Source organism: Burkholderia sp. SRS-25, from assembly GCF_004343765.1.
GTDB classification, from domain to species: domain Bacteria; phylum Pseudomonadota; class Gammaproteobacteria; order Burkholderiales; family Burkholderiaceae; genus Burkholderia; species Burkholderia contaminans.
This window is the reverse complement of the sequence record NZ_PTXM01000006.1, coordinates 188,918-202,974: the sequence shown is the minus strand read 5'-3', so window position 1 is coordinate 202,974 and position 14,057 is coordinate 188,918. Positions and strand designations below refer to the sequence as shown.

Sequence of the window (14,057 nt, the reverse complement as noted above, 5' to 3'; positions counted from 1 at the left end):
CCGCCGCGCACCGCGTGCGTGGCCGGGCATCATGCCGCGTCGAGCGCGTCCAGCACGAAGCGCACGCGCGTCTTCACACTCTCGCGCGGCAATTCGATCAGCCGATAGCCATATGACGTGTAGCACTCGACCATCGCGTCGTAGGTGCGCACGGCTTCCGCGAAATCCTGCCGACGCTCGGTGTCCTGCGCATAGATGTCCGGCCACGGCGGCGCGATGAACACGCGCCGGTGGTAGCGGAAACGGCGAGCCGAGGCTTCCGCATGCGCGGGCACCGCGAGCCCTGTCAGCCGCAGATAGCCGATCACGTCCGGCACGCCTCGATCGAAGAACACGGGCCCGCGCGCACGGCGTGCGAGATCGTATGAACGCATCTCCCAGCTCAGCATCAGCTCGGCGAACGCCGCCGGGTCACGCCACGGCAACGCCTGGCCGTCGATCGCCATCTGGTCGCGGATCACCCCGCGCCCTGCTTCCTGCGAACGCGCGAAACCGGCGCGCTCGAGCGCGTCGAGCAACGTGCTCTTGCCCGACCCCGGGCCACCGGTCACGACGAAGAAGCGGCGGGTAGCGTCGTCCTCCACGCCGGGCGCCGGTCCAAACTCACGCATGCGCAACCCGCCGGCCCGCGCGCCGCGTGACCGATGCGGCCGCCGCGACACTGCGCAAATCGGCGACGAACGTATCGCGCCAGACCGACAGGTCGTTCGCGCGCAGCCGTGCGAGGTTTTCCTCGTGGCGCGCCCGCCGCTCGGCGAGCGGCATCGACAGCGCGCGCTCGAGCGCCTCGGCCATCTGCGACAGGTCGTACGGATTGACGAGGAGCGCGCCGGTCAGCTCGGCTGCCGCGCCCGCGAACTCCGACAGCACGAGCACGCCCGGATCGGCCGGATCCTGCGACGCGACGTACTCCTTCGCGACGAGATTCATCCCGTCGCGCAGCGGCGTCACGTAGCCCACCTGCGACATCCGGAAGAACGCCATCAGCAGGTTGCGCTCGTACTTGCGGTTCAGGTACTGGATCGGCGTCCAGTCGAGCTGCGAGAAGCGGCCGTTGATGCGGCCGGCCTCGCCCTCGAGCGTTTCGCGAATGTCCTGATAGGTCTTCACGTCGGAACGCGTCGGCGGTGCGATCTGCAGGAGCGACACGCGCCCCTGCCAGCCCGGCGCGTTCGCGAGCATCCGCTCGAACGACTGGAAGCGCTCGACGAGCCCCTTCGAATAATCGAGGCGGTCGACGCTCATCACCAGCTTGCGGTCGTCGAGCGCCTCGCGCAGCATCTTCACCGGCTTGCGCGTGCCGTACTGGACGGCCGCCTGCGCGATCGCGTCGGGATGCACGCCGATCGGATAGGCGGCGACCTTCACGACGCGGCCATGCGCGTGCAGCATCCCGTCGTCGCTCGCCGCGCCGATCCCTCGCCGCTCGATGTAGTCGGTAAACGCCTGCTTGTCGGATTCGGTCTGGAAACCCGCGACGTCGTACGCGCACATGAACTTCACGAGTTCCTCGTGCGGCGGCACGAGACGCAGCATGTCGGGCGACGGAAACGGAATGTGCAGGAAGAAGCCGATCGGGTTCTTCACGCCGAGTTCGCGCAGGTAATGCGCGAACGGCAACAGGTGATAGTCGTGCACCCAGATCAGGTCGTCAGGGCGCAGCAATGCGGCGAGCTGCTTCGCGAGCATTGCGTTCACGCGCAGATAGCCCGCGTACTCCTGGCGGTCGAAGCGCGCGAGATCGCCGCGGTAATGGAACACCGGCCACAGCGTCGCATTCGAGAAGCCGCGGTAGTACTGGTCGTAGTCGCGCCAGGTCAGCCCGACCGTCGCATAGGTGACGTTGCCGTCCCGCTGGATCGCGGGCTCGGTGTCGGGTGCGTCGACGATCTCGCCGTTCCAGCCGAACCAGACGCCGCCCGTTTCCTTCAGCGCGTCCATCACGCCGACGGCCAGGCCGCCCGCGCTCGGGCGCGTGTCCTCGCCGGCGGCGACACGATTCGATACCACGATCAATCTGCTCATGCGATTTCCCCTCCTCGATTCGATTGGCGGGCGCGCGACGCGCGCCCAAGCAGGCGCGGCGGCCCGAAGGCGGCCGCGCGGCGACTCAGTTCCGAGAATTGCAATGAAATACGGCGATGGAATGCGGCGACGACCGCATCAGGCGTCCTGCTCCTGACCGAGGTCGCGTTGATAGTCGAGCCCTTCCGGGCGGGCGCCACCCTGGTTGTGATCGCCGTCCGACGGCGTCTCGTCCGGCGCGCCCGCAGGCGGTGCCGATGGCGCGTCGGCCTGCGGACGCGGCCGGTTTTCCGGATGGTCGGCCGCCGCGTCAGGCGGCCGGTGTAACAACTGTTTCGAACGGCGCATGGCTGGGTGTCTCATATGCGGCGCGGCTCGAGGCCGTCGTAGAAACATTCCATAGCAAAACAGTCTAGGTCGCCTGATCGCATCCGAAGGTAACAATTACCTTCAATTTGTAACGTTTCGACCCCTCGGCGTTCATCCATCCGACAATAACGCCGCCCGCGCGCACGCGGCCTCACGCACGGCGATTTGTCAAAGCTTTGCAATTTTCCTATGACAATTGCGAAACAATGACGCGGCATGACGGCGTGCATGCGACGCCGCTCACCCAGACAGGACTTGCACTCAGGGATGAACATTCGTTTCGAATCGCCGCGCCGGGCCACGCCGGCGCGCGTCGTGCTGGCCGTGATCGCCACGGCCGCACTGCTGTCCGGCTGCAACTCGCTGTACAGCGAGGGCGCGACAGCCGGCGCCGGTATCGCGGGCGCCGCGATCGCCTCCAAGGTCACCAGCAACGCTGCGGTTGCGACGGGCATCGGTCTCGGCGCCGTCGCCGGCGCGCGGGCGGGCGTCCAGTACTCGCAGCGCGTCGCGCACCGTTACACCCAGGAACAGATCGCGAAGGCGGCGGGCCCGCTCGACGTGGGCGGCGTCGCGCCGTGGTCGACGCACCACTCGTTCCCGATCGAGGACGATGAGCAGGGTCGCGTGACGGTCAGCCGGATGATCAGCATCGGCCCGCTCGACTGCAAGGAAATCGTGTTCGCGGTCGATACGGCCGCGAAGCCCGACAAGCCTGCGCAATCGGCGTTCTACGTGGCCACGATCTGCCGCGACGGCCCGGTGTGGAAATGGGCGTCGGCCGAGCCGGCGACCGAACGCTGGGGCGCATTGCAATGAGCGTCGCGCTCCGTATCGCGGCCATCGGCGCGCTGTGCGCGGCGACGGCCGTGCTGTCGGGCTGCGGGTCGGTCGGCGCGGCGAGCGGCGCGCTCGCCGGTGCGGCGACGGGCCTCGTCACCGCGAACCCGGCGGTCGGCGTCGGCGTCGGGATTGCCGTGCAGGCCGCGACCGACGAAGCCGTCAACCGCACGATGAAGCAGCTCCATCAGAACCAGCAGGACGCGATCGCAAAAACGGCCGGCAGCCTGGCCGTCGGCGAAGTGAAGCCGTGGAAGGTGAAGAACACGCTGCCGCTCGAAAACGGCGAAGGCGAAGTCCGCGTCACGCGCGCATATGCGTCGGCGCTCGCGATCTGCAAGGAATTCGCGTTCTCGGTGAAGGACGGCGACAAGGCCGACTGGTATTTCGCGAATGCGTGCCAGCAGGGCGCGCACTGGAAGTGGGCGTCGGCAGAACCGGCGGTCGACCGGTGGGGGAATCTGCAGTAGCGGTACGATACGCCGCGCATGACGCGCGGCGCATACGCACAAGCCGGGCTGTCAGCCCGGCATGTCGATCAGGACTCGACGTCCTCGAGACTGAAAATCTCGGTCTGGTCGTTGTACGAGAAGATCTCGCCGTAACGGCCCCAGTCGATCACCGCGTCGAGCGTCTCCTCGGCCGCGCCGTCCGACAGGAAATCCTCCAGCTCCTGCTCGAACCGCACGCGCGGCGCACGATGGCCCGGGCGCTCGTTCAGCACCTTCTTGATCCGCGCGGCGAGCGGCACGTGCTTCAGCAGGTGATCCGCGAACATCAGCTTGCGCTCCTGCGTGCCGAATTCCGCGAACACGCGCCCCGGCGGCGTCAGGAACACGTCCCCTTCCCGCACGTCGGCGAAGCCGAGGTACTGCAGCACTTCGGCGATCGGGAACAGATCGTCGACTTCCAGATGCAGCGTGCGCGCGATTTCCGGCATGTCCGCGCGGCCATGGTACGGCGCCATCGCGAGCGTTTCGATTAGGCCGGCCATCAGGTTGGTCGACACCTGCGGCAGCCAGCTGCCGAGCTCCAGCCCCTTCTTCGTCGCCTCGCCGGTCTGGCGGGCCGTCATCTTCGCGTAGATGTCGTCAACGAGCTTGCGGAACGCCGGGTCGAGCCGGTTGCGCGGATGCTTGAACGGCACCTTGATCTCGGCGATCACGCGGCCCGGGTTCGACGACAGCACGAGGATCCGGTCGCACATGAACACGGCTTCCTCGATGTTGTGCGTGACGATCAGCACCGACTTGATCGGCATCCGGCCTTGCGTCCAGAGATCGAGCAGGTCGGTACGCAGCGTCTCGGCCGTCAGCACGTCGAGCGCGGAGAACGGCTCGTCCATCAGCAGGATCGTCGGGTCGACGACGAGCGCACGTGCGAAGCCGACGCGCTGGCGCATGCCGCCCGACAGCTCGCGCGGGTACGCGTTCTCGAAACCGTCGAGGCCGATCAGGTCGATCGCGGCCAGCGCGCGTTCGCGCCGCTCGCGCGCGCCGACGCCGAGCGCCTCGAGGCCCGCTTCCACGTTCTGCAGCACGGTGAGCCACGGGAACAGCGCGAAGGTCTGGAACACCATCGCGACGCCTTCGGCCGGCCCGCGCAGCGGCTGGCCGAGATAGGTCACCTCGCCGCCGGTCGGCTCGATCAGCCCGGCGATGATACGCAGCAGCGTCGACTTGCCGGAGCCGGAACGGCCAAGCAGCCCGACGATCTCGCCTTCGCGCAGCGACAGGTTCGCATCGTCGAGCACGAGCAGTTCGCCCTGCGTCTTGTTGAAGCCGCGACAGACGTGATCGACGCGCAGGATTTCCTCACCGAGGCGCGGCGGCTGGTTCGTCTGGACGGGGGCGTTTACAGCATTCGGATTGTGCATCGCGTTTCGCTCTCAATCGGTCTCAGTCGAGCCGCAGCTTCGCTTCGGCGAAGGCATACAGCGGCCGCCACAGCAGGCGGTTGAACAGGGTGACGAACAGGGACATCACGGCGATGCCCAGGATGATCTTCGGAAAATCGCCGGCGGCGGTGGTCTGCGCGATATAGGCACCGAGGCCGTGCGCCTCGATCTTGGTATTGCCCCACTGCACGGCTTCCGACACGATGCTCGCGTTCCACGCGCCGCCCGATGCGGTGATCGCGCCGGTCACGTAGTACGGGAAGATGCCGGGCAGGATCGCCTGCCGCCACCACTGCCAGCCACGGATCCGGAAGTTCGTCGCCGCTTCGCGATAGTCGTTCGGGTAGGACGTCGCGCCGGCAATCACGTTGAACAGGATATACCACTGCGTACCGAGCACGATCAGCGGCGACAGCCAGATGTCGGCGTTCAGGTGGAAGCGCGCGATCACGATCACGAACGCCGGGAACAGCAGGTTCGCCGGGAACGCCGCGAGGAACTGCGCGAGCGGCTGCAGCTTTTCGGCGAGCTTCGGGCGCAGCCCCACCCACACGCCGATCGGCACCCAGATCACCGACGCGATCGCGATCAGCACGACCACGCGCAGCAGCGTGATGAGCCCGAGCACGAGCACATGGCCGACCTCGGCCATCGTCACGCCGGTCGACACGAAGCTGACGACACGCCACACGATATACGCCGTGCCGAGCAGCACGAGCGTCGCCCACGTGACGTCGACCGTGCGCGACGCCTTCTTCTCGACTTTCGGCAGCGAGAAGCGCATCGCCCCCGACAGCGGCAGGCGCAGCGGAATCCGCGCGGCCTTCGCGAAGAACCAGCCGGCCGGCACGAGCAGCTGATGAATCAGGCGCGTGCGACGCACGAGGTCGAGCAGCCAGGATTGCGGCGCGTCGCCCGACGCGGTGTTTTCCATCCGGAACTTGTCGGCCCACGCGATGAGCGGGCGGAACAGGAGCTGGTCGTACGCGAGGATCACCACCGTCATCGTGAGGATCACCCAGCCGATCGCACCGAGGTTCTTGTCCGAGATAGCCTGCGCGAGATACGCACCGATGCCCGGCAGCGTGATGGTCTGGTTGCCGACCGTGATGGCCTCCGACGCGACGACGAAGAACCAGCCGCCCGACATCGACATCATCATGTTCCAGATCAGGCCCGGCATCGAGAACGGCACTTCGAGCTTCCAGAAGCGCTGCCACGACGTCAGGTGGAAGCCCCGCGACACTTCGTCGAGGTCGCGCGGAACCGTGCGCAGCGACTGGTAGAAGCTGAACGTCATGTTCCACGCCTGGCTCGTGAAGATCGCGAAGATCGCCGCGAGCTCGGCGCCGAGCACGCGGCTCGGGAACAGCGCGAGGAAGAACGTGACCGTAAACGAGATGAAGCCGAGCACCGGCACCGACTGCAGGATGTCGAGGATCGGGATCAGCACCATCCCGGCACGCCGGCTTTTCGCGGCGAGCGTGCCGTAGACGAGCGTGAACGTGAGCGACGCGACCATCGCGGCGAGCATCCGCAGCGTGGTGCGCAACGCGTATTCGGGCAGGTTCGCCGGGTCGAGCGAGATCTTCTGCGTCTGCAGGGTGCCGATCGGCGCCATCGTTTCGTGGAAGCCGACGACCGCCATCGCGATCAGGCAGATGATCAGCGGAAACGCGATGAAATCCCACCGGTTCGGCAGGACGCGCCACGCGGACGCGTTGGCGGTCCGGTTCGGATTGAAGAATCCGACGTCCATCAGGCGCCCTCCCCGGTAAGGCCGGACGAAGCCGGCAGTCGATGTTGATTCATGGCAAAGCGCACGGGTGCGGTAATTCGATTGACTGACGATCGCGCGCGAGCGCGGTGCGCCGTGCGTGCATGCGCTGCCGCGCGCCGGATGAGCCGGCCGCGACGGCACGACACTACACCAACCTGTATTTCAGGTACAACCGTCCGGGAACGGCGCAGGCGGCGCACGGTTCGTGCCTGGCGCGCGGGCGGCTGGCGGGTGCGCGGGTCGAGCAGCCCGGCCGCAATCTTTCGGCCGGCATGCAGGCCCGAATTATGCCGTGATCCGGCCCGCCCGGGAACCCGCCAGCCGCACGCGCGCGCAAACCATGTCGGGCGTCACCAGCCGGATACGACTATGCGGGTATGATCAGGGCTGGCCCTTGGGGTCTGTGGCGACCGTTTTGATGGCCACGCATGCGTGTGCCCTCTGTCAGCAAGCCCTGGGGATCGATCGACGAGCGGGAGGAAAGGGAATGGCAGGAAACTTGGTGATCGTCTGTCGCGATCAGGATGCCGACGCGTTCTACGAACTGATGCAGGAGTACGGGTCGTTCCAGACGCGGCTGTCGTCGACGGCATGGTACCTGAATATGAACGTCGTGCCGGAATCGCTGCAGGAGGAAATCCTGGAGCGCCTCGGCCGGTATACGACCGTCTACATCTTCGAGGCCACCACCGTGACCTACAACACCATCGACAGCAACGCGGCCGAGACGCTCGGCACGCTGTTCGGCGAATGATGCCGCGCGGCGCCAGCCCGGCCGGGTTGGCGCCGCAGCCGCTCATGCGGCCTGTGCGTGGGGTTCGTCCTTCGGCACGACCTCGAACGGGAACGTCATCGCGACGCGCAGGCCGCCTTCGGGACGGTTGCCGATGTCGCACGCCCCGCCCAGCCTGAGTACGAGCCGCTCGACGATCGCGAGCCCGAGCCCGCTGTGGCCGTTGCCGCCGCGCGCCGGGTCGAGCCGCACGAACGGCCGCGTGGCGGCCGCGAGGTCGCGCGGCGCGATCCCGCCGCCGCTGTCGCTGACCGACAGCACGTAGCCGGCCGGCGTGCGCGCCGTCTCGACGAGCACGGGCGGCGCACCGTACGCATGCGCGTTGTCCAGCAGGTTCGACAGGATCCGGTCGAGCGTCGCCGTCGGCAGCCGGAAGCCCGGATCGGCGTCGAGCCGCGTCTGGACCGTCGGTGCGTTCGGCGCGACCGCGCGATAGCTGCGCGCGATCCGCTCGCACGCCTGATCGACCGGCACCGGCTCGCTGCGATCGGACCCGCCGTGCGCAAACACCAGGAATTGATCGACGATGTGAGACATCGAATCGACGTCGCGCACGACGCCGTCGCGCAACCGGGCGTCGTCCATCATTTCGGCCCGCAGCCGCATCCGCGCAAGCGGCGTGCGCAGGTCGTGCGCCACGCCCGCCAGCATCACCGCCCGGTCGCTCTCGGCCTGCGACACCTGTTCCACCATCTGGTTGAAGCCATGCGTGAGCTGGCGCAGCTCGCGCGGGCCGCGCTCACGCAGCGGCGGCACCGGCTGGCCGCGGCCGAAGCGCGCGACCGCGCGTGCCAACGAACGCAACGGCTGCTGCAGCTGCCAGGCCGCGAACAGCGCGGCGATCACGCCGGCCGAGAAGATCGTGCCGAGCCACAACAGCATCCGGTCGAGCGAGCGCGGCGGCCGCAGCGGCTGCACCGGCACCACGATCCAGTTGCGGTCGGTCGGCTCCTTCACCCACAGCACCGGCGGATGGCCGGGCGCGCCGATCTCGACACGCGTGCCGGGCGGCATCCGCTCGCTCACGTCGTCGCGGAACCGCTTGAGCGGCGCCGGCAGGCTCGACGGATCGCCATTCGGCACGTCGGAGTTGTCCGGCGCCACGAGCCGCACGCGCGACGGCAATGGCTGGTCGGGCGTGCGCTCGACGTGCTGGCGCACGGCGTCGACCAGAAACGCGGCCTCTTCGACCGCGTAACGCGTCTGCATCTGGCTGCGCTCGAGCCGCATCGCGAAAAACCACGCGAAGTGCGACAGGAGCAGGACACCGATGACGAGTAGCGCCAGCCGCCCGAACAGTGAATCAATGGGTTTGCGCATGGGCCTCGCCGTCGGGCACGAACACGTAGCCGCGCCCGCGAACCGTCTGGATGAAGCGCGGCGTCGACGGATCCGTTTCGAGGATGCGGCGCAGGCGCCACACCTGGACGTCGATGCCGCGGTCGGTGCCGTCGTACTCGGGCCCGTGCAGCAGCTCGAGCAGCCGCTCGCGCGTGAGCGTGCGCAGCGCATGGTTCACGAAGATCTTCAGCAGCGCGAATTCACTGCTCGACAGCGTGGCCGGCTTGCCGTCGACCGACAGCGTGCGCGCCTGGAAATCGAGCACGAAGCGGCCGAACGCGAACGGCTCGCGCTGTTCGGGCGCCGCGGCCGACGGCGTCGCGCGGCGGCGGCGCAGCACGGCCTGCACGCGCGCGAGCAGCTCGCGCGGGTTGAACGGCTTGCCGAGGTAGTCGTCCGCGCCGAGTTCGAGCCCGACGATGCGGTCGACGTCGTCCGCACGCGCGGTCAGCATGATCACGGGGATGTCGTCGCCGGCCGCGCGCAACTGGCGCAGCGCGGTCAGGCCGTCGACGCCCGGCATCATCAGGTCCAGCACGATCAGGTCGGGCCGCTCGCGCTCGAGGCGCTTCTCGAGCGTCGCCGCGTCGTGCAGCACGGACACTTCCATCCCCTGGCGCACGAGGTAGTCGCGCAGCAGGTCTCGAAGTTCTTGGTCGTCGTCGACGATGAGGATCTGGGTAGTCATGGCTCGAAGTTTACCGCGCGAGGGCGGAGTCGAAGAACGAAACAAAGGGACGAAAGGGTTACTGCGGGTTACCGCGCAAGGGAACTGTAATGCGCGGTAACCCGGCCACCGCCCCACGTAACACCGGCCGCGGGCCGCATCGCTAACCTGCGTCTTACCGGATGCGGCACCCGGTTTTCCCGGTACCGCATCGCCGGACCCTTTGGATACAAGGAGTTTCTGAAATGTATAAGAAGACTTCCCGCGTGGCCATCGCGGCCGCCACCGTGCTCGCTCTCGCATTCGGCACCGCGCATGCCGCGCAGCCCAACGACATGCCGCCTCCGGGCGGCCCCGGCATGCACCAGATGCACGGCGGGCATGAAGGCGGCCCGTTCGGCGCGATCATGAAACTGCACGACCAGCTCAAGCTCAATGCGTCGCAGGAGCAGCAATGGCAGGCGGCCGTCAACACGATGAAGCAGAACCGTGACGCGATGCGCAAGAGCCACGAGCAGATGCGCAACCAGTTCAAGGCGCAGCAGAACCAGCCGATCCTCGACCTGAGCGCACTGCACTCGGCACGCCAGCAGGCCGAGGCGCAGAACGCGCAACTGCGCGAGCAGACGTCCGCCGCATGGCTCACGTTCTACAACGGGCTGAACGACCAGCAGAAGACGATGGTCAGCACGGCGCTCAAGCAGCAGTTCGCGAAGATGGAACAGCGCCACGAGAAGATGAAGGAGCGCTGGGAGCAGCATCGCGCGGCCAAGGCCGCGTCGGCGCCGGCGCAGTAAGCCGGCGGGCCGCTCCGCGGAGCGGCATCGAAGGGGACGCGGGCACCAGCCCGCGTCCCCTTTTTGCGTTTCAGGCGACGTCGAACAGCAGCACCTCGGCCGCCCGGCCGCGCGCGAACGCCACCGCGTCCACGCCGCCGATCCGCACGCCGTCGCCCGCGGCCAGCGCGCTGCCGTTCACCTCGAGGTCGCCGCGCACCACGTGCACGTACGCGCGGCGGCCGGCCGGCACGTCGAACGCCGCAGCCTCGTCGCCGTCGATCAGCCCCGAGAAGATGCGGGCGTCCGCGCCGATCGGCAGTGCACCGTCGCCACCGTTCGGCGCCGCCACCAGCCTCAGCCGCCCGCGTCTTTCGTCGTCGGCAAAGCGCGTCTGCCCGTAGCCGGGCCGGCCGCCCGCCCCGGCCGGCGCGAGCCAGATCCGCAGCAGGCGCAACGGCTCGTCACGCGATGCGTTGGTTTCGCTCAGCATGACGCCGGTGCCGGCGCTCATGCACTGCACGCCGCCCGCGCGCACGATCGCCCCGTTGCCGAGGCTGTCGCGATGCGCGAGCGCGCCGTGGATCACATAGGTGACGATTTCCGCGTCGCGGTACGGCCGCATCCCGTAGCCGCGGGTCGGCGCGATGCATTCCTCGTTCAGTTCGCGCAACGCGCCGAACGCCGGCGGCCCGCTCCGGCCGGACGCCCGAGGAAAGCTGTGAAGGAATTCGTGCCAGCCTTGGCTGCGCTGGTCGCGATCGGCGGCGCGGCGGATCTGGAACATGAGACGGACACTCCGTGAGATGCGTGGTTCTGGCATGCCGTCACTGTATGAGTGTGCCAATCGCGCCACAATCCGCCGCCTGCGCACCGCATCGTTGCACTTGCGGATGCAATTGATGCAATGTCCATTGTGAATACGGCGATTATCGCAACAGCCGGATCAATGCGTCGAAGAATCGATCGGTCGGCCCGTATTGCCGGTTTCCGGGTATCGCGTTCGGGTAAAATACCGGCCTTTTGGCGTTCGCCGTTCCGGCGGCCGCCATTGCCAACGCGCCGATCGGCGATTTTTGGCCGTCTAGAATACGCCGCGGCGCCCGGTCCAACCGGCCGCGAGCGCTCCCGGAAAGTCAGCAACAGAAGGATGGAAATGAAGAAGGCCGCCCTGTGCGCCGCCCTCGCCCTCGTGGCGGGCAGCGCCTTCGCGAAGGAGTGGAAGACCGTGCGGATCGGCGTCGACGCCAGCTACCCGCCGTTCGAGTCGACCGCGCCGAGCGGCGAGATCGTCGGTTTCGACGTCGATCTCACCAAGGAAATCTGCAAGCGAATCAACGTGAAATGCGTGTGGGTGGCGCAGGATCTCGACGGGATCATCCCGGCGCTGAAGGCGAAGAAGTACGACGTCATCGTGTCGTCGCTGACCGTCACGGACAAGCGCCGCGAACAGATCGACTTCTCCGACAAGGTATATGACGCGCCGGCGCGGATGATCGCGAAGACCGGCTCGCCGCTGCTGCCGACCGTCGCGTCGCTGAAGGGCAAGCACGTGGGCGTCGAGCAGGGCTCGACGCAGGAGACCTACGCGAAGGCGTACTGGGAGCCGCAGGGCGTGACGATCATTCCTTACCAGAACCAGGACCAGGTCTATGCCGATCTCGGCTCGGGACGTCTCGACGCGACGCTGCAGGACGAGTTGCAGGCCGACTACGGCTTCCTGCGCACGCCGCGCGGCAAGGGTTTCGCGTTTGCCGGGCCGGAAGTGAAGGATCCGAAGACGATCGGCGACGGCACCGCGATCGGCCTGCGCAAGGAAGACACGGACCTGAAGCTCAAGATCAACCAGGCGCTGGCCGACATGCATAAGGACGGCACGTACGACCGGCTGTCGCACAAGTATTTCGCGTTCAGCGTCTATTCGGCTTCGGCCCGCTGAGCGACGAAAAGAAGAGACGACGGATGCGGGGGCGGCCCCGCATCCGGTCAGTACAGGCAGTGAACCACGCGCCGCCCGCCTCCTGCCCGCCGTTCGCGCGACGGGCGGGCCGGCACCGATGCCGGGGCGGACGGTCATGATACGCACGGGGCGTTCCGCGCAGCTTGGGCGGAACGCGTCTTTCGCGGCGCACCGCGTGCGCCCTAAGGGACCACACCAGGGACCACTCAATGTTTCTACAAGGTTACGGCCCGCTGATCCTCGCTGGCACCTGGCAAACCGTCAAACTGGCGGTGCTTTCGCTTGCGCTGTCGTTCCTGCTGGGCCTGCTCGGCGCGGGCGCGAAGCTGTCGCGCAACCGCTTCACGAACGGCGTCGGCACCGTCTATACGACGCTGATCCGCGGCGTGCCCGACCTCGTGCTGATGCTGCTGCTGTTCTACAGCCTGCAGATCTGGCTGAACATGGCGACCGACGCACTCGGCTGGGACCAGATCGACATCGACCCGTTCCTCGCCGGCGTGCTCGTGCTCGGCTTCATCTACGGCGCGTACTTCACCGAGACGTTCCGCGGCGCGTTCCTGTCGGTGCCGCGCGGCCAGCTCGAGGCCGGCAGCGCGTACGGGATGACGAACTGGCAGGTGTTCACGCGGATCATGTTCCCGCAGATGATGCGCTTCGCGCTGCCGGGCATCGGCAATAACTGGCAGGTGCTCGTGAAGTCGACCGCGCTCGTGTCGATCATCGGCCTGGCCGACGTCGTGAAGGCGTCGCAGGACGCCGGCAAGGGCACGCTGCGGTTCTTCTTCTTCACGCTGATCGCAGGTGCCGTCTACCTCGCGATCACGACGATCTCGAACTTCGTGCTGATGTGGCTCGAAAAGCGCTACTCGACCGGCGTCCGCAAGGCTGACCTATGATCGAACTCATCCAAGAATACTGGCGCAACTATCTCTACACCGACGGCTATCGCATCACCGGTGTCGCGATCACGTTGTGGCTGCTGGTCGTGTCGATCGGCCTCGGCTTCTGCCTGTCGATACCGCTCGCGGTCGGGCGCGTGTCGAAGAAGAAGTGGCTGTCGGGCGCCGTGTGGCTCTACACGTACGTGTTCCGCGGCACGCCGCTCTACGTGCAGCTGCTGCTCTGCTACACGGGCCTTTACAGCCTGCAGGCCGTGCGCGGCACGCCGATGCTCGACGCGTTCTTCCGCGACGGGATGCACTGCACGCTGCTCGCGTTCACGCTGAACACCTGCGCGTACACCACCGAGATCTTCGCGGGCGCGATCAAGGCGACGTCGTACGGCGAGATCGAAGCCGCGCGCGCGTACGGGATGTCGACGTTCACGATGTATCGCCGCGTGATCCTGCCGTCGGCGCTGCGCCGCGCGCTGCCGCTGTACAGCAACGAAGTGATCCTGATGCTGCACGCGACCACCGTCGCGTTCACCGCGACCGTGCCGGACATACTGAAGATCGCCCGCGACGTGAACTCGGCGACCTACATGTCGTTCCATGCGTTCGGCATCGCCGCCCTGCTCTACCTCGTGATCTCGTTCACGCTCGTCTGGCTGTTCCGCCAGGCCGAGCGCCGTTGGCTCGCGTATCTGCGCCCGCAAGGCAAGTAA

Annotated in this window: 15 protein-coding genes; 7 read left to right on the top strand and 8 right to left on the bottom strand. The window is 67.3% G+C overall.

Annotated features, from left to right (window positions below; all coding sequences use genetic code 11):
• Nucleotides 1-29: 29 nt before the first annotated feature.
• The 3 genes from C5O79_RS09440 to C5O79_RS09430 form a co-directional block, all read right to left on the bottom strand.
• Nucleotides 30-611, bottom strand: coding sequence for an AAA family ATPase (locus C5O79_RS09440; RefSeq protein WP_046546262.1), 582 nt, complete (start codon nucleotides 609-611; stop codon nucleotides 30-32).
• Nucleotides 604-2,025 (bottom strand): alpha,alpha-trehalose-phosphate synthase (UDP-forming), encoded by a 1,422-nt coding sequence (gene otsA / locus C5O79_RS09435; protein ID WP_122474227.1) that lies wholly within the window; start codon nucleotides 2,023-2,025, stop codon nucleotides 604-606. The genes C5O79_RS09440 and otsA overlap by 8 nt, the downstream gene beginning before the upstream one ends.
• Nucleotides 2,026-2,163: 138 nt before the next feature.
• Nucleotides 2,164-2,373 (bottom strand): hypothetical protein, encoded by a 210-nt coding sequence (locus C5O79_RS09430; RefSeq protein ID WP_046544666.1) that lies wholly within the window; start codon nucleotides 2,371-2,373, stop codon nucleotides 2,164-2,166.
• Nucleotides 2,374-2,661: 288 nt separating this feature from the next.
• Between C5O79_RS09430 and C5O79_RS09425 the strand changes: the two genes are divergently transcribed.
• Complete coding sequence (locus C5O79_RS09425) at nucleotides 2,662-3,213, top strand: hypothetical protein (RefSeq protein WP_122474228.1); 552 nt, start codon at nucleotides 2,662-2,664, stop codon at nucleotides 3,211-3,213.
• Nucleotides 3,210-3,704, top strand: a complete 495-nt coding sequence (locus C5O79_RS09420; protein ID WP_046544665.1) for a hypothetical protein — start codon at nucleotides 3,210-3,212, stop codon at nucleotides 3,702-3,704. Before C5O79_RS09425 ends, C5O79_RS09420 begins: the two co-directional genes overlap by 4 nt.
• Before the next feature lie 68 nt (nucleotides 3,705-3,772).
• On the opposite strand, the gene C5O79_RS09415 is transcribed toward C5O79_RS09420, so the two are convergent.
• Complete coding sequence (locus tag C5O79_RS09415; RefSeq protein WP_011352844.1) at nucleotides 3,773-5,110, bottom strand: nitrate/sulfonate/bicarbonate ABC transporter ATP-binding protein; 1,338 nt, start codon at nucleotides 5,108-5,110, stop codon at nucleotides 3,773-3,775.
• 22 nt (nucleotides 5,111-5,132) lie between these two features.
• Nucleotides 5,133-6,890, bottom strand: coding sequence for an ABC transporter permease subunit (locus C5O79_RS09410; RefSeq protein ID WP_046544664.1), 1,758 nt, complete (start codon nucleotides 6,888-6,890; stop codon nucleotides 5,133-5,135).
• Between the two features lie 508 nt (nucleotides 6,891-7,398).
• On the opposite strand from C5O79_RS09410, the gene C5O79_RS09405 reads away from it, so the two are divergent.
• Nucleotides 7,399-7,665, top strand: a complete 267-nt coding sequence (locus C5O79_RS09405) for a hypothetical protein (RefSeq protein WP_011545926.1) — start codon at nucleotides 7,399-7,401, stop codon at nucleotides 7,663-7,665.
• Nucleotides 7,666-7,707: 42 nt separating this feature from the next.
• On the opposite strand, the gene C5O79_RS09400 is transcribed toward C5O79_RS09405, so the two are convergent.
• Both C5O79_RS09400 and C5O79_RS09395 read right to left on the bottom strand, forming a co-directional pair.
• Nucleotides 7,708-9,024 carry an ATP-binding protein gene (locus tag C5O79_RS09400; protein ID WP_046544662.1) on the bottom strand — a complete coding sequence of 439 codons (1,317 nt, stop codon included), beginning with the start codon at nucleotides 9,022-9,024 and terminating at the stop codon, nucleotides 7,708-7,710.
• Complete coding sequence (locus C5O79_RS09395; protein WP_009693256.1) at nucleotides 9,008-9,733, bottom strand: response regulator; 726 nt, start codon at nucleotides 9,731-9,733, stop codon at nucleotides 9,008-9,010. The genes C5O79_RS09400 and C5O79_RS09395 overlap by 17 nt, the downstream gene beginning before the upstream one ends.
• A gap of 224 nt (nucleotides 9,734-9,957) precedes the next feature.
• Between C5O79_RS09395 and C5O79_RS09390 the strand changes: the two genes are divergently transcribed.
• The gene (locus C5O79_RS09390; protein WP_122474230.1) at nucleotides 9,958-10,509 is read left to right on the top strand and encodes a periplasmic heavy metal sensor; all 552 of its coding nucleotides are present in this window, start codon (nucleotides 9,958-9,960) and stop codon (nucleotides 10,507-10,509) included.
• 70 nt (nucleotides 10,510-10,579) lie between these two features.
• Here the strand turns inward: C5O79_RS09390 and C5O79_RS09385 are convergent, their stop codons facing one another.
• A complete protein-coding gene (locus tag C5O79_RS09385; protein WP_047852499.1) occupies nucleotides 10,580-11,275 on the bottom strand; it encodes a pirin family protein in 696 nt (231 codons plus the stop codon).
• 369 nt (nucleotides 11,276-11,644) lie between these two features.
• Here C5O79_RS09385 and C5O79_RS09380 point away from each other — a divergent pair, with 369 nt between their 5' ends.
• The 3 genes from C5O79_RS09380 (at nucleotide 11,645) to C5O79_RS09370 (ending at nucleotide 14,057) form a co-directional block, all read left to right on the top strand.
• Entirely contained in the window at nucleotides 11,645-12,427 is a 783-nt protein-coding gene (locus C5O79_RS09380; RefSeq protein WP_047852500.1) for an ABC transporter substrate-binding protein, read from the top strand.
• 230 nt (nucleotides 12,428-12,657) lie between these two features.
• Nucleotides 12,658-13,347, top strand: coding sequence for a histidine ABC transporter permease HisQ (hisQ, locus tag C5O79_RS09375; RefSeq protein ID WP_021158491.1), 690 nt, complete (start codon nucleotides 12,658-12,660; stop codon nucleotides 13,345-13,347).
• Complete coding sequence (locus tag C5O79_RS09370; RefSeq protein WP_046544659.1) at nucleotides 13,344-14,057, top strand: ABC transporter permease; 714 nt, start codon at nucleotides 13,344-13,346, stop codon at nucleotides 14,055-14,057. The genes hisQ and C5O79_RS09370 overlap by 4 nt, the downstream gene beginning before the upstream one ends.